14 protein-coding genes are annotated in these 17,329 nt (G+C 67.4%); 4 read left to right on the top strand and 10 right to left on the bottom strand.

Annotated features, from left to right (window positions below; genetic code table 11):
* Positions 1-81: 81 nt before the first annotated feature.
* The 6 genes from OG286_RS10640 to OG286_RS10615 form a co-directional block, all read right to left on the bottom strand.
* Positions 82-756: a hypothetical protein gene (locus OG286_RS10640; protein WP_396325935.1), complete on the bottom strand. Its 675-nt coding sequence runs from the start codon at positions 754-756 to the stop codon at positions 82-84.
* Positions 753-1,964, bottom strand: a complete 1,212-nt coding sequence (locus OG286_RS10635) for an AAA family ATPase (protein ID WP_396325936.1) — start codon at positions 1,962-1,964, stop codon at positions 753-755. Before OG286_RS10635 ends, OG286_RS10640 begins: the two co-directional genes overlap by 4 nt.
* A 159-nt stretch (positions 1,965-2,123) precedes the next feature.
* Positions 2,124-2,573, bottom strand: a complete 450-nt coding sequence (locus OG286_RS10630; RefSeq protein ID WP_396325937.1) for an ATP-binding protein — start codon at positions 2,571-2,573, stop codon at positions 2,124-2,126.
* Between the two features lie 150 nt (positions 2,574-2,723).
* On the bottom strand, positions 2,724-3,164 hold the full coding sequence (locus OG286_RS10625) for a hypothetical protein (RefSeq protein ID WP_396325938.1): 441 nt from the start codon (positions 3,162-3,164) through the stop codon (positions 2,724-2,726).
* A 4-nt stretch (positions 3,165-3,168) separates the two neighbouring features.
* A complete protein-coding gene (locus OG286_RS10620; protein ID WP_396325939.1) occupies positions 3,169-4,431 on the bottom strand; it encodes an amidase domain-containing protein in 1,263 nt (420 codons plus the stop codon).
* A 2-nt stretch (positions 4,432-4,433) separates the two neighbouring features.
* Positions 4,434-4,763 carry a type VII secretion target gene (locus OG286_RS10615; RefSeq protein ID WP_396325940.1) on the bottom strand — a complete coding sequence of 110 codons (330 nt, stop codon included), beginning with the start codon at positions 4,761-4,763 and terminating at the stop codon, positions 4,434-4,436.
* 294 nt (positions 4,764-5,057) lie between these two features.
* Between OG286_RS10615 and OG286_RS10610 the strand changes: the two genes are divergently transcribed.
* The 4 genes from OG286_RS10610 to OG286_RS10595 all read left to right on the top strand — a co-directional run bounded on the left by OG286_RS10610 (position 5,058) and on the right by OG286_RS10595 (position 8,769).
* The gene (locus OG286_RS10610) at positions 5,058-6,578 is read left to right on the top strand and encodes a hypothetical protein (protein WP_396325941.1); all 1,521 of its coding nucleotides are present in this window, start codon (positions 5,058-5,060) and stop codon (positions 6,576-6,578) included.
* A 134-nt stretch (positions 6,579-6,712) separates the two neighbouring features.
* Positions 6,713-7,609 (top strand): hypothetical protein, encoded by an 897-nt coding sequence (locus tag OG286_RS10605; protein WP_396325942.1) that lies wholly within the window; start codon positions 6,713-6,715, stop codon positions 7,607-7,609.
* A 138-nt stretch (positions 7,610-7,747) separates the two neighbouring features.
* The gene (locus tag OG286_RS10600; RefSeq protein ID WP_396325943.1) at positions 7,748-8,560 is read left to right on the top strand and encodes a helix-turn-helix domain-containing protein; all 813 of its coding nucleotides are present in this window, start codon (positions 7,748-7,750) and stop codon (positions 8,558-8,560) included.
* Positions 8,557-8,769: a DUF397 domain-containing protein gene (locus OG286_RS10595; protein ID WP_396325944.1), complete on the top strand. Its 213-nt coding sequence runs from the start codon at positions 8,557-8,559 to the stop codon at positions 8,767-8,769. The genes OG286_RS10600 and OG286_RS10595 overlap by 4 nt, the downstream gene beginning before the upstream one ends.
* A gap of 63 nt (positions 8,770-8,832) precedes the next feature.
* Here OG286_RS10595 and OG286_RS10590 read toward each other — a convergent pair whose 3' ends face one another.
* The 4 genes from OG286_RS10590 to OG286_RS10575 form a co-directional block, all read right to left on the bottom strand.
* Complete coding sequence (locus OG286_RS10590; RefSeq protein WP_405365120.1) at positions 8,833-9,738, bottom strand: hypothetical protein; 906 nt, start codon at positions 9,736-9,738, stop codon at positions 8,833-8,835.
* Between the two features lie 69 nt (positions 9,739-9,807).
* Entirely contained in the window at positions 9,808-10,923 is a 1,116-nt protein-coding gene (locus tag OG286_RS10585) for a DUF3696 domain-containing protein (protein WP_396325946.1), read from the bottom strand.
* Positions 10,916-12,133: a DUF262 domain-containing protein gene (locus OG286_RS10580; protein ID WP_396325947.1), complete on the bottom strand. Its 1,218-nt coding sequence runs from the start codon at positions 12,131-12,133 to the stop codon at positions 10,916-10,918. The genes OG286_RS10585 and OG286_RS10580 overlap by 8 nt, the downstream gene beginning before the upstream one ends.
* Positions 12,130-17,322: a class I SAM-dependent DNA methyltransferase gene (locus tag OG286_RS10575; protein WP_396325948.1), complete on the bottom strand. Its 5,193-nt coding sequence runs from the start codon at positions 17,320-17,322 to the stop codon at positions 12,130-12,132. The genes OG286_RS10580 and OG286_RS10575 overlap by 4 nt, the downstream gene beginning before the upstream one ends.
* Between the last annotated feature and the right edge of the window lie 7 nt (positions 17,323-17,329).

Raw genomic sequence — 17,329 nt, 5'->3', positions numbered from 1 at the left:
TTCGACGTGCGCTCTCACGGAGCGTGGATCACTGGACCACACCGTATAGTGCGGCACCGACCTATCGGGGTCCGTTCTCGATCACGACCAGGATTCGAGTTCCTCGACGAACGCGGTGTAGGAGCAGTTGGTGGCAGACGGGCCGCGGCTCACGAGGCTGGGGCCGGTCGGCTTAGGGGGCTTCACGGCCTGGGCCATGATGGCCGGAGCATGCTTCTCCAGGTACGGAGGCGTACGGAGCTGCTTCTCCAGGTGCTTCTTGGCATCGGCGATCATGCCGAGGTCTCGACTGCCGTCCTTGGGATTGAGTTTCCACTTTGGGTTGGTCATGGGAAACGCGTCGGGGAAGAGCATCAGCCATGCCTCCATCTCGGAGGCCGCCAGTGCGAGCGCGGAGTTGCACTTCGTGAAGGCGCGCTGGAGTTCACCGGAGAGGCTGTCCCGGGTCTTCTCGTAGGCGCTGTTCGTGACGCCATCCATGTCCACGTGGATCACGATGCCGAACAGCTGGGCGTCGTGTCTCTCCGCCAGCGCCTGTGCTATCCGGCGGAGTTCGTCCAGAGTCGGTGCGAGTCGGGACTTGGCCTTGTCCAGGCGCATGTTGTCCTGCTTGATCTGGACGACCTTCGGACCCGGCTTCGGCAGGAGTTCCGGTATGAGGTGCTCCAGTACCTCCCGGTCGAAGCGCCCTTCCCCGGCGACGGCGATGATGGACTTCGAGGGCTTCGCCCGGCTGACCTTGCCCCGGCTGCTCACAAGTCACCGCCGAGGGTCCCGGAGAACCAGAGCTTGCCCAGGGGAAGCCCCTCGGAGGCCTCGACCCTTGCCTGGATCTGCTCGGTACTGACGGCCGGGATCCGGGAGGCGCCCGTCTCGTCACGCTCACAGATCACGAGTTCTTCCGGTTCCAAGTAGTCCGCGAAGACTGGTGAGTGGCTGATGGCGAGGAACTGGGACCGTGCGCTCGCCTCCCGAAGCCGGTCGCACAAAAGACTGAGCGCATGCGGATGGAGGCCATGGTCGATCTCCTCGATGCAGGTGAGGATCGGCGGGTTCGGGTCATGGAACAGTGCCAGGAGGCACAGCAACCGGACGGTGCCGAATGATGCGTCGGCAAGCTGCGTCCGACCCCGCAGTCCGCGCTCCTTCAGCATGATCGTGACACGGTCTGCCTTGCCGGCGGTGGGCACGATCTCGATGTCCTCGATGTCCCGCACCACATATTTGACGTCGTCGAGCAGTGACTCCCAGGCATCTGTGTTCTTCTGCAGCTCCAGAAGGAAGTCCGCAAGGTTCTCTGCATTGTCGGCGAGCTGTCTGCCGCTGAAACCGATGGGCGAAGGCTTACGCGCCTTGCGTACGTCGGCATCGAAGATGCGGACCGAGGAGAGATGCCGGCCGAGCATGCGGATGGCGTCGAAGGACGGGCCGGCCGTCGGGAGGCCTGCCGACGTTTGGAGGCCGCTCACCTGCCGGTCTCGAACGAAACTCGGCGCCGTCGGCACTTCCTCGCGGAGCGGACTGTCGACGAGGAGCTTGTCGCGGCGCAACTCGACCGTCGACACCTCGGCAGGGGCGACGTGCTGGACGAACTGCTCCCGCCTGGACAGGATGTGCTGGTGGTCGGAGGCCCCGGGTGCCCGACGTTCGAGCAAGGTCAGGCCGTACGTGTCCCGGTGTGTGTCGGTGGCATGCTCGGTCCACACGCCTTCGAGCCCGATGGTCAGTTCGGACTTCGTACGACGGCCGCCCCGATGAGCGACCTCCGGGTACCCGTCATAGGTCTCAAGTGTCGGACCGATGCCCTCGCGTGTGATGTCGGAGAGGCATCCGAAGGCCTTGAGCACGTTCGACTTGCCTGCCGCGTTCGGTCCGACCAGGACCTTCAAGGGGCCCAAGGGAAGCTCGGTGTCCGTGAGCGTACGGAAGTTGACGACGTTCAGGCGGGTGAATCGATGCTGCAAGGGAGGCCGATCCGGGTGGTTGTATGCCAGTCACAGTGGAACGGCGCCCAGCCTACCCAGGGCTGATCACGACGGCTGGAGATCCCCGGGATTCGATGACACCTTGGGATCGCCTGCCCGATGACCGGCATCCCTCGGACGGCTGCTGCTGCGCGTTCTTCACCTTCGCCGGCACTCGGCCCAGACGGTCTTGCCCGGGGCCGCCGGGCGTGGGGAGGTGCCCCAGTGGTCGGCGAGGGCGGCGACGAGAAGCAGGCCGCGGCCGGACTCGGCGTCGGCCGACGGGGTGGGGAGGGTGGCCGGCGGCGTCCGTTCGGTGCGGGTGTCGGACACCTCGATGCGCAGCACGTCGGGGTGCTCGGCGAGCCGGACGGCGAAGTCCCGCCCGGGGACGTGGCCGTGGCGGACGGCGTTGGCCGCGAGTTCGGCGGTGATCAGGGCCAGCGTGTCGTTGAGCGGGGAGTCGTAGCCGTACCCCCAGTCGTCGAGGCGGTGGGAGACGAGCCGGCGGGCGAGCCGGGCGCCGCGCGGGGTGGAGCTGAACCGCATGGCGAAGTCGCGGACGGGAGCTGTTGCCGCGGCGGGCTCCGGGCTGTGCAGGGAGGTCATGGGGAGGAGCGTGCCGCCGCGTCGAGCCTGTGACCAGCGGCGACGCGCGTACGGCCGGGCCCTGTACGGCAGTTGGGCGGTGGTGTACGCGGTTGTGCGGCCGCGTTCGGCGTCGAGCGGGGACGCCCGGCGCCGAACACCCGGTGGAGCTCAGGCTGTCGGGCGTATTCGGGGTACCTTGGCGGGGTCGAGCGTGATCGTCAGCCGGTCATGCCCGAAGCAGCTGCTCCGTTGCGGGCCGGTGTCGTGGGCGGCGGTTCGTGCCAGGGCGTACTGGAACGGGACGCCGATGGCCGCCGCCGGCAGCAGGACGCAGAGCAGGCCGTGCCCCAGGCTGAGCCGTAGCGCTTTCTTCCGGAGGACGGTGACGACCTGCCAGCTGCCCCAGCAGAGTGCCCCGACGCCCAGCGCCAGGCCTGCCCATGCCAGCGGCAGCACGTAGGCCGCGGCACCCGGGCTGTCCTGGCACCGGCTGACGAGCGCGCGGACGTTGTCGTCCGCGGCGAGGGTGGGCACGGCGCACGCCCAGCCCGCGAGGACGAGCAGCAGCGGGCCGCGCGCCCGGAAGCGGGAGCGCTGTTCTTCGGGCATCGGTCTAGTACCAGTCCGGGTTGACGCGGACGAAGTGCAGCTTCTGGTGACCGCGCTGCTCCTGGAAGCTGTCGATCCGCCCGCCGAGGCTCGCGTTCTGCTGGCCGCCGCTGTGCTGGGTGTACCGGATGTCCCCGTCCGGCGTCACCGCCGTGACGACCGCGGTGTGGTGGACGGCCCCCTTCTTGTCCTGGTCGTCCTGGTCGGAGTCCTCCTCGTAGTACACGATGTCCCCGGGCTTCACCTGGTCCGCCGAAATTTCCTCGCTGCCGTGGCGCATCAGGAAGTCGTGCATGTTCTGCGCGCCGGCCCAGCTCTTCGAGTAGTCGACACGCTGGGAGAGCCAGTCACCGCCCGCGTCCTCGCTGCGCCCCCAGGTGTCGTCGCCCCGCCAGCCCCAGAGCCCGTCCCCCTTGGCGTGGAGACCGCCCTGGTGTAGGGCTTCCGAGGCGAAGTTGGTGCAGTTGTCCCCGAAGACGTCGATGCTGGTGTCGTCCCAGTGCTCAAGTGCCCACTGCACGGTCTTGATGCGGTCGTACTTGGCGCCCGGGCCCCCGCGGAGGCCCAGCTTCACGTCGTCGGGGATGCCGGGCAGGTTGGCCAGCGTGACCGGGTCGGAGAGCATCAGCTGCTTGCGCTGGTTGTCGGTCAGGGCCTTCCACCAGTCGGCGACCAGACGCGGGTCCTGGCCGTTGGGGATGCCCCCGGTGTACATGGCCAGCTCGACCTGGGAGGCCTCGCGCTGGAGGGTGTCGAGCGCCTTGCGCGGGTCGGTCTCGCAGGTGGCGGCGGCGAGTTTGCGAAGCTCGGTCGCTGCCAGCTTGTCGGCCTGCGCGGCTTCGCGCAGGGCCTCCTGGATCATCGCGTTGATCTCCTGGACGGCGTTGTCCGTCGAGGCGCCCGCGCCACCGGAGCCGGAGTGGACCGTACCGGACGCCTCGTCGACGGTCAGCCCGTAGTCCCTGGCCATGTCGAGGGCCGAGTTCAGTGTCAGCTTCGCCCGGGTGATGCTGGCGCCGAGAGCGTCGAGGACCATGACGACGCCGCGCATGATGTCCGCGCCGGCCTCCAGGATCCGGGCGTGCTCCTCCAGCTTTCGGCCCGCTGCCTCGCCGACGCGGTCCTTCCAGTTCGCCTTCAGCGGGTCGACACCGTTGGCATGGATGTCGTTGACGGACTGCCAGGCCTGCTTGGACAGGGCGAGCCAGGAGTTGGCGGCGGCCTCGACGTCGATGCTGCGGGCCGCCTTGAGCGCCGCGATGTTCATGCTCACTGTCCCGTGCCCGCCGTCCCCTGGAGGTCGGTGAGAGCGGCGGTGACCCGGCGAGTGGCCTCCTGCTCGGCCCGGTCGTACGAGTGCGCCGAGTCGCGCAGCTGTTCCGCGTAGCGGTGGAGTTGGTCGACCGCCGACTTCATGTGGGTCTGCCACGCGGTGGCGCAGTCCTTGAGCGCCGGCCCGGACTCCCAGGCGGTCATGGTGGCCGCGGCGGTGAAGCTGCTGTCGAGCCAGTGCCCGGCCGGTCCGACGGCCGCGGCGGCTTCCTGGAGGCCGTTCGCGGACTGCCGCAGGACGTCCGTACGGATGTGGATGTCGTTCATGTGTCCCCCTACCCCCTGATATGCCGGTGACGGCCGACATACATGCGGTCATATTACTGACCGGTTCGGTCCGGGAGGGGCGAAGAAGACCCGACACGCCGACAGGCCGGCGAACGACACGCCGTCGGCCTGGACCGGCTGACGGGTGGGGAGTTGGCGTGCTGTTCGTCGGTGGAGCGGGCGACGACAGGGGCCGCCTGTGCACCACGACGGCCCCTGTACGGCGGTGGGGCGGCCGTGTACACGGGTGTCGCGAAGATCCTCCCGGGTAGGGCCACAGGCATGCGAACGAGGTTGTACGACCAGCGGGTCCTGGCGCTCGTCGAAGTGCGTGGGGGTGAGCGGGACTGGGCTGAGGCGGAGCAGGTCTTCGAACGGCACGGCTGGCCGGTCATCGGCCATCACCCGTGCGGGGATGGGCCGTTGCAGGGTGTCCTGGAGCCGGATCCGGCGTCGCGCGTGTACGAGGTGGAGGTGCGGCTGCCGGGCTCCCTCCACAACTGCGAGTGGGGAGCGACTCGGAGGGCACAGAAGGCCCTGCGGAGGGCACGCCTGGAGGCCTACGTGCGTCGCGCCGAACCGTTGGTACGGGACCGCGAGATGCTGACCGAGTGGCAGGTGTACGACGTGTCCTCGCCGTCGATCGCCCGCTTCGCCCGGCTGCGGCAAGCCGCTCGGCGGTCTGCGTCCCGCCTTGGCCGCTACGACACCGGGGTGCGCGTGATCGGGACTCAGGGGGAGGCACTGGGCCTCGCGCGTATGCCCTCCGCATCGGGAGGAGGGGCCGCGCCGACCACCGTTTGGGTTCGGCCGCTCGACGGGCGGTGGCGCGGGACCGTGCGGTTCTGGCCGGAGGAGGAGACGGCACGGCGCATCGCCCGGGTGATCGGCTGGAGCATGGCGGTGGGAGTGGCCGCGGTGTTCGCAGCCGGGAGCTCGCGAGGAGTTCGAGGCTTGTGGGTCGCGCTCGCGATGCTGGCCGGCGTCGCAACTGTGCGCTCCGGGGCGCGTCTGTTCAGGGAGGGCCGGGCGGCCGGGGCAGGTATGGCTGTGGTTGCGGCCGGAGTGGCGCTGCTGCTCGGTCTAGGCCCCTTCCACACAGCCGGCCGGGGTTGGAACAAGCAGCAAGTGCTGGTGGCCCTGGGCATCGTGGCGGTGGTGGCGGGGCTCTGGCTACTGGTACGGCAGTGGAGCTGGGGCGAGTGGGCGGCGTGGGCGGTACCCCTGGTTGCTTCGCTGGCGGGCGCCACCTTTCTGGCGTCGGGTTCGGTGCTGCACTCCTTGTACGCCGACGCGCTGTCGCTCAGCCCCGGGGATCTCGACGTTCCACCGATTTGGCAGGTCGTCTCGGCAGTCAAGCTGCTGACGTTCCTGAGCCTGGTGCTGGTGCTCCCCGCCTGGTGGGGCTTTGCCAGGCACCGGCATCACAGCTATGCGGGCACAGGAGAAGGGTTCAACGCGGCGATCTACGTCCTGCTGCTGATCGCGATCCTGGCCGGTGTCTCCACATTGGCCCTGCACTCGGCGGGGCAGGCCGCCGATCGCACGATGGCCGCCGCCGCGCGCGGCGAGGATGCGCCGCCGTACTTCGGTGTCGAGCCCAAGTGGGTGTGCGTCGAGCCGGCCGAGCCGGCCGAACGCCTTTCGGGAGACGGGCCCCGGCTGGACCCGAAACGGCCGTATCTCTCCTTCGGCGTCGCGCAGGGGACGGCTGTGTTGTGGGACCGGAAGGCGGGCGAGCCACTGAAGTTGGCGGCGCGCCAGGTTCGGCTGATACCCGCTGAGTCCGGCGCTGTCTGCGACGGCGGCGGTTGAGGTGGGCGGTTTGCGGTTTGCGGATTCGGGGGCGGGAGGCGGTCACCGCGTGCTACCGTCCGACTACAGATTAATAGACGACCCCGGCGGTGCAGGAACACCCCGGGGTCCGGCACAGGGAGTTAGAGCTCCTCATGCACGTTCACTTTATCGCGCCCGAGCGCTACGTACGGGCGTCACACGAGATCGTCCGCCACCCGCGCCTGCGGGCCACGGCGAAGACGTTGCTGCTCTGGGCGCTGTCGCTGCCGCCCGGCAGCCGGGACACCATCCTCACCATCGGCAAGCGCATGCCCGAGGGGCGCACGGCCGTCGCCGGTGCGCGGGCACAGCTGATCGAGGAAGGCTTTCTGCACGTCCGGCGCTCCCAGCACCCGACGAAGGGCACGTGGACGACCCGCGTCCTCGTCAGCAGCGTGCCGCTGACGGAGGCGGACGAGATCGAGGCGGCCTGGCGCACCGCGGTCCGAAACCCGGCACTCGGTGAGGGGGAGGGTCGGGAGGTCGGTACTTCCCCCAAGGGGGAGAAGAACGAGGGGAACACCTCCTCCCTCCCGGCGGGGGCGGGTGAGGGCGATGACGTCGACGAGGAGGCCCGGGCCGCTGCGGCCGGACTGCTCGGGCGGCTGACCGCCCGGGACCGGCGCCTGCGGCTGGGGGTGGTCGAAGTACTGGACATCGCCCCGCTGGTGGCGGACTGGCTGGCCCGGGATCCGGATGTCGGGCGACTGCGGGATGCGTTGTTGGGCGATCTGCCCCCGCATGTACTCGCACCGGCGGGCTTTGTGCGGGCCCGCCTGGAGCGCAGGATGCCGGTGGTGGTGGCGGAACCCGATGCCCCACCGCGCGCGCTGGGGGAGTGCGCGCGCTGCGCGGATCCGGTGGCGGGTGGCGGCACGGTCTGCCTGCGCTGTGCGGGAGTTGCCCCTCCTGCGGCCGGGCCGGACACGACTGCCGCCGAGCGAAACCGGCGCGGCGCCGAACGGGCGCGCGGCCTGTTGCGTGGAGTGGTGGTCGCGCCTGCCGCGTAGCGGGTGTGAATTCGTGGGAATCCGGACACGTTGGCTGGTTGCGGTCCGTATCGTTCTGGTAGCCGATCGTGCGCGGATGCCCGGTGGGGGCGTGCGGTGGGCGACGCTGTTGAGGGTGGTGGGTCGGAGGTGGCCGGCATGGCTGAACAGGATGACGGCGCAGGCTTCCTGCGCTCCTTCGGGCGACAGCTGAAGCTCCTGCGCGAACGGGAGGGCCTGACCCGGGCCCAGCTGGGTGCGCAGTTGGGGTACGGCGAAGACCAGATCGCCTCGGTGGAGCTCGGCCGGCGGATTCCCCGGCCGGAGCTGATCGAGAAGGCGGATCAGGCACTGGGCGCGGGCGGTGTCCTGACCGCGATGAAGGACGAGGTCGCAAGGGCCAGGTACCCGGCGTTCTTCCGAGATGCCGCCAAGCTGGAGGCGGAGGCGGTGGAGTTGCAGTCGTACGACACTCTCGTGGTGAACGGGCTGCTTCAGACCGAGGAGTACACACGGGCGCTGCTCGCGATGCGCAGACCCCTGCTGGAGGACAGTGTCATCGAGCAGCGAGTAGCTGCCCGCTTGGCTCGGCAGGAGTTGTTTGCATCCCGGATCTCTCCACTGCTGAGCTTTGTCATGGAGGAGTCCGTGGTGCTGCGGCGACTTGGAGGCACAGCGGTGATGCGAGGCCAGTTGGAACAGATCCTCCTCGCCGGGCAGAGACGCAACGTCGAGGCACAGGTCATGCCCCTCGACCGTGAGGACAACGCAGGCATCGACGGCGGCTTCACGCTCTTCACCCGTAAGGGCGGCGAGCAGATCGGTTACATGGAGACGCAGGGGCATAGCACACTGGTCACTGATCGCGAGGAGGTGCGCGCCCTCGGGTCGCGCTACGGGATCATCCGAGCCCAGGCGCTGACTCCTCGTGAGTCGCTGGCCTACATCGAGAAGTTGCTGGGAGAGCTATGAACGCCGACGAAACCGCCGCGACATCGCAGGCCCTGGCCTGGTTCAAGAGCAGCCACAGCGGCGCGGAGGGCGGCCAGTGCGTGGAGGTGGCACTGACGGACACGGCCGTTCATGTTCGCGACTCGAAGGACACGGTGGGGCCGGTGCTGGAGTTTGATATGACGGCCTGGGCTGCCTTTGTCCGATTCGCTGCCACTGAAGCGGTCTGACACGAACTCACGACAGGCAAGCCCTGCGGCGGATGGGCGGTAGCCGCAGGGCGCTGTCGTGTCTCATATCCCGAGCTTCGTGCCGATGTAGGCGATGCGGAGTGCGTTGTCCTCTGGGACGAGCCGGAAATGGAGCCGGCCTGGCCCCGGAGGGAAACGCGCGTGCAGGTCGAAGCATCGCTCTACGCCGTCCCGGTCACGGAAGTGGCAGAGCCGCCTGCGCTGTTCGTGCTCCGGGGTGACCTTCGCGCCCTGCCAGACTGGCCCCGTGCTCACGGCCGGATCCCAGAGCCAGGCGGATTCATCCAAGCGGGCCAGCAGTCCCCGGACCTGGATGAACCACCTCAGTTCGAGGCGTTCGAGGTCCTCGCGGACCCGGTCAAGGAACTGGAGCCTGGGAAAGAAGTCCGTACGCTGCTCCCAGAGCTGGGCGGGTGTGTGGACGGCTTCGAGCCCCGTGGCGCGACCCCACTTCTCGTGGGTGGCCAGATCCTCGCGGCGAGCGCTGTGCCGGACCGGCTCGGTGGCCTCCTCCACTGCCAGGTCGCCCGTTTCGGTCTCGACGAGTCTTCTGACCATGATGCTCAGCCATGAGCCGGACCATGCGGCCGACAGGGGCAGGCTCACTGCGAGGCCATCCATCAGATGTGCCGTACCGATGCCTTCGACGGATTCACCCGCATACGAGTATTCGATCTCGCCCGGGCTCCCGTGCTGTGGCAGGACATCGGTGAAGGGTGCCCGATTGCGTAAGCCCTTGATGAACTGGCGCTGGTTACGGTTTCGGTTGTCGGCGGCCCACTGCTGGTAGTAGTAGCCCTGAGCCAGCTCCGCGGTAGGGAGCGGCGTTTGTGTGACCAGAGCGACGTCCCGCCACCTGCGGGCCTCGCGCAGCACGTCGACGAACTCGTTCATCGCCGTTCCGACCTCGGCCGGTGACGCCGAGGACATGCAGGACTTCTCGTTCAAGAAAAGCAGGAGTGGCACGCCCCGCCCCCCAGTAGGTGGTCATGTGTCCGAAAATAGGTAAAACCGTTGTCAGTCGAGCAGTTGGTCGAGGGAGTTCTCCCACTCGTCGAAGAACCCCTTCGGCCAGTCCGAGAGCATGCCGTCCTCACCCATCTGTGGGCTGACGACCTCGCAACGCTGGCCGTCACGACGGAAGAAGTGGACGGCGGTGTCGGGGGCTGAGAGTTCCCCTCTCTTGACCGCCAGCCGCAGGCCGTTGAGCACATGGTCGGAGTGAGTCTCCACAAGGAGCTGGGCTCCGGCGGCGGCCGCCGCGGCGGCGAGGTACGCGATCCAGGTCTGGCCCTGGGGGTGGAGATGCGCCTCGGGGTTCTCCAGCAGGATCAGCGAACCCGGCTTGGCGGACAGGCAGGCCACCACGATCGGCAGCGAGTAGGTCAGCCCGAAGCCGACGTTGGTGGGCCGGTACCGGTTGGAGGCGGAGACGCCTGACCCGAAGCCGAAGCTGAGACGCACGGTGTCGGTGCCGTCGATCCCGACTGCTTCGAGGGTCACCCCAGGGCAGAGCAGCTGCATCCAGGCGTCGGTCTGCGCGCGGAGCGTCGTGGACGACGCCTCTGGGCGAAGGAGCGCGTCAGCGGTGAGCACGTCATCTTGGTGTGCACGAAGGTAGTTGACGGCGTGCTCGCCATGTGTGCCGAGGAAGCCCCGGCTGGTCACCGCGTGGTGCGAGCGGGGGTAGCTGACCTCAGGTGAGATCCGGTCGGCGCGCAGGTACTGGAAACCGGGACCGAAGAGGGTCGGGAGGAGATCGGCGGGGGCGGAGGGCGCCTTTAGGAGGGGCAGGTGGTCCGCCTCCTGGACGTATTCCGCGCTCCAAGTCAGCTCTTCGTCACGGCTGGTGACCTTCAGAGTGATGGTGGGATCGTCCTCGGTGTAGCTCTCATGGCGGGTGTCCCGGCCAGTGCCGAGCTGGACCAGCTCCTCATTGAGCAGCAGGCCGGCGACCCGGTCGCCGATGGGGGCGAGATCGCCGGAGTCGTACGACTGGCGCAGCAGGGCGAGGGACTGCAGAACGGTGCTCTTGCCGGACGAGTTCAGTCCGGTCAGCAGCGTCAACGGGGCGAGGGCGATGTCCTGTTGGGCGAAGGCCTTGAAGTTCTGCAGGCTGATCCGATCAAGCATCGAGGACTCCTCGCAGCAGGTCCTTGATGGACTGGAAGCGGTAGTTCACCTTGTCGGGGTCTCCTGTTCCGGAGGAAATGGAGTCGAAGAAGTCGGGGTCGTCCATGAGAGCCCGGAACCGATCCATGACGATGTCATGACGATCCGTAAGCTTCCTGAAGTCGTCGCCGCCGAGTCCGACGACACTCACTGCTTGTGCTTCAAAGAGCGCCTTGTTGATCGGAGCGCGTCGGCTCATGTGGCCGCCCTGCTTGCGAAATGCATGGCGCTTGAAAATGAAATAGCTGACAAACATCCCGAGGCTGAACGTGTCCCGCAGAGCTTCCACTTCCCGGTCGTCCAGCTGGTTGATGCGGTGCATCGTCATCCGCAGGAAGTCGTCGAAGTTCTGCGCGTCGTACTGCTCATGGGGCGTCAGCACGAAGGCGAGGAAACGCAGACACATCTCGCGGTCGGACATGCGGTCCGGCGAGACGCTGTTGTCGGTCGCCACCTGGAACTCCTTGCTCGCCGCGAGCTCGGCGATCAGATCGCGTGCACGCCCGGGGATCAGGGCGTGGCGGAGCTCCTGAGGAGACAGCGGAAGGCCCCCGGTGTTGATCCGGGCGAAGATGTTGAACTTGGCGGCCTCGGGCGTTCCCTGACGGATCAGGAGAATAACGAGCTCCGTCTCCAGGATGCGAGTCTGTAGGCGCCCGGGGAGGTCATGGAACGAACAGCCGTCGTACTGGGTCAGGTACTCCAGATTGGCCAGCCGGAGCTCCTTCCCCCCGATGGAGTCCGGATCCACGAACCGGGCGATCGCCGTCAGCCGTTGCACGCCGTCGACCACGTCCCAGGACTCGTCATCCCGCTCCGCCGCGTAGAGCGTGGGCAGCGCGATACGCAGCAGAACCGACTCGATCAGACGGCTCTGAGCCGTGGCGTTCCAGATGCCGGAACGCCGCTGGAAGTCCGGCGCCAGGTCCAGTGCCTGGCGCCGGAGCCGCTGGAGCACGAGGGAGATCGTGATGTTGCGGGGCTGGACCTCGATCTTCTCCGGATCGAACGGGTCGCGGCTCCGCCCGCCGACATCCTCCGCCTCTACACCGGTGCTGTGGCCGGTGTCGTCGAACTCGACGGACGGCGCCTCCGGTTCACTCGGGGACTCGGAGGCAGGGAGGCCGGCCTGCAGCTCGGGCACGTCGAGCCAGTCCTCATTGTTCGTCATGCTTCCTCGCCGCTGGGCATGGTAGCGCTCGGATCGTCGTCGGTGACGTCGGTCGCCTGCGAGTAGGCCGTGGGGGGTGCCGGGGGAGTCCAGCGGCCGGCGGCGATCTCGGCGTCCAGGCGGGCCTGGAAATGTGCGTGGGCGGCACGCATCTCGGTCTCGCGGTTGGCCTTGTAGAAGGGAGCGCTGTAGCCCTCGGGCGGCGGGATGGTGGCGGGGTTGGCCAGGTGGTCGAGGAGAGCGGGATAGGTTTCCTTAATCTGGCCATGGCCGTAAGTATTGTGATTCCGAGCGATCTTGCGACCGGCCATATCGAAGTACATCTCGGCCTCATAGTCAGAGAGAACCGGATAGCGGGACTTGTAGATCGCGACGAGCTGGTCGGCAGTGATCCCCAGCCAAACGGACACGAGCGCGTCCAGCTCGACGAGCGCGGCGCGACGCTCGCACTCACTACGTAGTGGAGTCTCATAATCCCAGGTAGGCATGAGATGGGAGGCGAGAGGGGTAAGGTTTGGCCAGTTGTTATGGGCCCAGCCTTCACACTCAGCCCAATCGGGATGGAACAGTTCCTCCCAGAGAGGTGCATATGTATCGGTCAGGCAGTTGAGGCGAAGTGCACGGACAATCAGTGCCGCAGTGAGGGGATGGTCGAGGGAGGGGGCTGGCATTTTCCGTGCCTCGCCATGCTGTAGATGTGAGCGTCCGGTGATGCGAAGAAGGTAGTCCAGAGGAAGCGACGCCCAGAATCCCGCACTGAGTACTGTTAGCCCATTATTCGGGAGGGCCATTGAGTGCACAGTATGAACATGGGCAGGGCCGGGCGGAATAATGGATGCGAACAAGCTGCGCTCACTGTTGAAGGGAATCATTGCGCGCCAGGCCAGGCGGAAGTAGCGGGTGTATCTGCGGCCATCCCAGGAATCCTGCGCTTCTCGATATCGATCCTCATTGCAGGCGCGAACGTAATTAGTTTTCGGAATGAAATCTCGCCCCAGATTGGATGGGATCAGTGGAATCCAATCACTGTTATTGCGGCATGGAATCTTGGGTTCTTTGGCAAATGGGAGAGCGCCGCCGAAATGAGGTCCTTGCAAGATAACTTCATCGAGAGAATCGACCGTCTGGTTCGCCCAGCGGATATAGCCGTCCTTTTTTCCGTTCGCCTCGTCGTAGCCTCGACTGATCCATGGCCCTTGAGCGCCGAGCCGAGTGCCAATCTGCCCAAGGGCGTCAATTGCCCCTTGCTCAAGCGAAGTGATTGGGTAGAGGAGTGGGGTCTGGCTGATCGGACCCGAGGCGCCCGATAGGCGATGCCAGCTTGTGAGCAGGTGGGTATCGACGTTCACGACTCTGTCGCGATGGGGTCGAATATCCCAGGTCCCCTGGTGTCTGATCCCCGGAGCTTCGCCTGAGCCGTCATGCTTCAGCGACTCGGGTACGACCTCAGCGCCGTACAACTCGCTAAGGTGTAGGAACTTAATTTCACGCGGAGGGCCGTAGATGTGGAGGCCGAATTCCTGGTTTCGGCTGAGATCTTCGAAGGCCCAATTTGCTGCGTTGATGAAGCTTGCGTGTACTCGCAGGTGGCGGTAGGCGGCGCCGCGGAGCGCTGCTTCTCGGGCTCCGCCAAAGTGGGTATCTGGGTGAACGAGACCTGTGGCCGCCGGCGAGGATTGATTAGTCCAAGCGCGGGACATGAAAGCCCTGTACAGGTCGGGTTGAGTGCCTTCAAGGATGGGATAGGTAGCCGCGCTACTCAACATGGAAACTCTGCCGACGTTCGACGTGAGCTCGCCCAAAAAATAGGCAGTTCCTAGATTTGAGAAAAGCTCGTCTTTTCGAAGTCGCCATTCGGATGGGCTTGGCTTGTCATTGAGGATGAACCACGGCTCCATCTCCGCGAGGACCGTGTCCTCCTGCCAGCGAGGCCGCACCCATGGCGGATTCCCTACCTGGACGTCGTACCCGCCACGCTTGAAGACCTGGGCGAACTCCAGTTCCCAGTGGAAGAACCCCTGAATGTCGGCGACATCACGGGCGACGGACATCCAGGGGAAGCGGGCCTCCAGCCGGTGGGCCTGCTCCATGCCCATGTACGTGGGCAACTCGTCCTCATAGGGCGACAGTTCGTCCAGCGTCTCGAAGTGGCCGACCAACGAGTTGGCCTCGACGTCCTTCGTCCCGACCAGTGCCTCGGCGAACTCCAGCCAGTCGTCCAGCGAGGCCAGCGCAGTCACCGAGCGGCGCTGCTCGCGGATGGCCTCCTTGCGGCGGCCGGTGCGCAGCCGCTCGACGGCCTGGCGGGTAAGTTCGCCCGACTCGCCGAGGCCTCCGAAGAGGTCTTCAGCCTGCCACGTCATCAGGACATCCGAGCCCTGGGGCTCCTCCGGCGTGGCTTCGTCCGCCGATGCCAGCTCCGCCGCCCGCGCGTAGCGGCCGTCGGTGCCGTCCAGCAGCTTGGTCTCCTGCACCGGCCAGAACCACAGCGCGCACCAGGCGTCCATGAGCGTCTTGAGCCGCCAGTACGGGGTGTCGACTGCCAGCAGGTCGGTGAGCACGTCCTCCCGCTGGACCGCCTGCTCGGGCTGCCGCAGCCAGCCGTCCTCCGCACCCCACACGTCGATGCGGCGCGAGATGTCCCGTTCGGAGATCTCCAACCGCCGTACGACGAGCCCCCACAGGTACTCGACCCGGCGGGCCAGCGCCTGCAGCCGTTCGCTCTGCTTGGCGGTCGGCGTCCGCGTGATCGCTTTGCGCCAGGAGCCCAGGGCCTTCGCCGCCTCCGGCACGAGCGCCTTCGCTTCCTTCTCCCCGGCGACCGCTCCCCACTCCTTCGCAGGTAGCAGGAAGTGGTGCACTGCGTTCTCGGTCAGGCGCCGGACATCCCCACTGCGGATCTTCTGCTCCGTCACCGTGACCGGCAGGCCCTGATCGGCCTCCGACAACGGGAAGCGCTCCGGCGTCGTCCCCAGCCAGGCGGCCTTCTTCAGCTTCTCCGCCGGGTACACCTCCCGCCGCCCGCCGATGAGTGAGTTGCCGCGCCGCAGGTGGAGGCCGAACCAGGGCGCCTCCATGCCCGGGTGCATGGTGTTCAGCCACAACGACACCTCGGCCAGCTCCACCGCCGTCGAGTTGAGGTCGACGCCGTACGAGTTGTGCAGGGCGATGTAGGCCTTCGCCTTCTGCAGCTCGACCGGATACTTCTCCGTGTCGATGGCGACGCCCAACTCATCCTGCCGCCGCCGCAGGTACTCCGCAGCGACCTGGTTGATCGCCTCGTTGAGGAAGGCACCCGAGCCCAGGGCCGGCTCGCAGATCCTCCACTCCAGCAGCTCCCGCGCCGGCGTGACCGTGTCGTCCTGGTCCAGCCGGTGCTGGAGAGTGAGCTGCACCGTGACCTTGGTTAGCGACTCTGGCGTGTAGTACGAGGCGGAGGTCTGCCGGTCGCGTCCCGACAGCCGGTAGACGAACTCGCCCGGGGTGTACCGGGCCGGTACCTCCTCGCCGGTGTCCTCGTCGCGCGTCCGGACGAACACCACGTCCGGATAGTCGTTCACCTTGGACGCCGGGATCAGCCAGGACCCGTCCTTCGGGTCGCCGCCCTTGGCGACCTCCCACAGCTCCTTGTCCGACACGAAGCCGCTGTACGACATCAGGCCCTCGTACACGGCCCCCAGCTGGTTGATGCCCAGCTGCGCGTACGAGATGAAGCCGCCGCGCTCGCCCTTCCGCCCCTTGGTGAGCATCAGCAGGCGCAGCACCTTGTACAGCGTCGCGTTGCGCAGGCGGGTGTCGAGGTAACGCTCCTCGCCGGTCTCGTCGGCGTCGAAGCGCGGGTCCGGTACCGAGGAGTCGCCGATCAGCTTGATCGACTCGGGCTCGAAGAGCTTGGAGTGCAGCGGCTCGAACCGCAGCCCCACATCCTCCGAGGCCTGCTCCTCGATCACACCGTGCGTTCGCCGCGGCCGGTAGCCGTCCTGGACCTTCCCGAACAGCAGGTCCAGCGACTCGTACAGGTAGAACCCGCGCCGCGACTTCTCGTCCACCAGGTCCCGCTCGGCGACGAGCTCACCCAGCCGGCCGAGCCCGTACCCCTGCTGGTACTCGGGGTAGTCGGCCGGCAGGATCCCGAGCTCCGGCCGGGCTTCCGCGTACAGAAGGAACAGGATTCGGTACAGATACCGCAGCGACTCCCGCGTCAGCTGCTTCCCCAGCTCGGGGAGCTCCATGACGTCCTCGGGCCGCACGCCCTCGTTCTCGCGGATGCGTTCCAGCACCTCGTTGGCGATCAGCTCCACACTCGCCCGCAACCCGTCGCGCAGGTCACTGGAGACGCCCACCGCGTGCTTGGTGGACTTGTCGACCAGCTCGGCCAGCGGGTTCTCACCGCCTTCCTCGGGCGTGCGCAGCGAGTCCGAGCCGAACAGCGCGGCCACCGTGTCGAGTTCGCCACCGGTCTTGGTGTCGTTGCGCTCCAGCGCACCGTCCAGCGACACCGCGAGGTAGCGGCCCTCGCCCCAGGTCATCCGGTCGGCGAGGACGACCACGCCGCCCACCAGCAGCAGCACGTACCGGGGTGCGTCCTCGCACGCGAACAGGAACGAGGCGAGCTTCGACCCGGTGGCGACGGTGTGCTGCCCGTCGAGCACCAGCGGTTCGAGCAGGCGCCCCGGGCCGTCCGGGTCCAGGGCCGCGTCCGGCTCGGCGGCCCAGCCGCAGTCCAGCGCGATCAGGCCCTTCTCGCTGTGCGCGACCCGCACCTGGTGGGCCTGGTCGGCCCGCTCGACCGTGACGGTGCCGGGCTTGGCGTCGTAGCCGAGGGCCAGCAGCACCCGCGCGTTGAGCGCCCGCACCTGCTCGCGCCAGGCCGGGGAGCCGTAGGTGGCTGCATCGTCCGTCCCGACCACGCCATCGGCGTCATCCGCGTCAACTGCGGACTCGGGCAGGGCGAAGCCGGCCCGCGAGCGGAAGTAGGGCCGGCGCAGTGCCCGCAGGCCGGCCCGCGGGGTCACCGGCAGGGCGTCCGGGTCCTGCTCCGCATCGTCGGAGGAGGCCGCAGCCTTTGCCGCCTCCTCGCGCTCCTTCCACACGGCCAGCAGCCCGGACTTGAGGTCCTTGGGCAGGACCTCGGCCAGGTAGTGGGCGGAGAAGTAGTCGCCGCGGTTCACCAGGGAGTCGTACGTCATAACTGGC

This window comes from Kitasatospora sp. NBC_00039 (genome assembly GCF_045160625.1).
GTDB lineage: Bacteria > Actinomycetota > Actinomycetes > Streptomycetales > Streptomycetaceae > Kitasatospora.
Note: the sequence above shows the minus strand (reverse complement) of the source record. Positions and strands in the feature narration are given on the sequence as shown.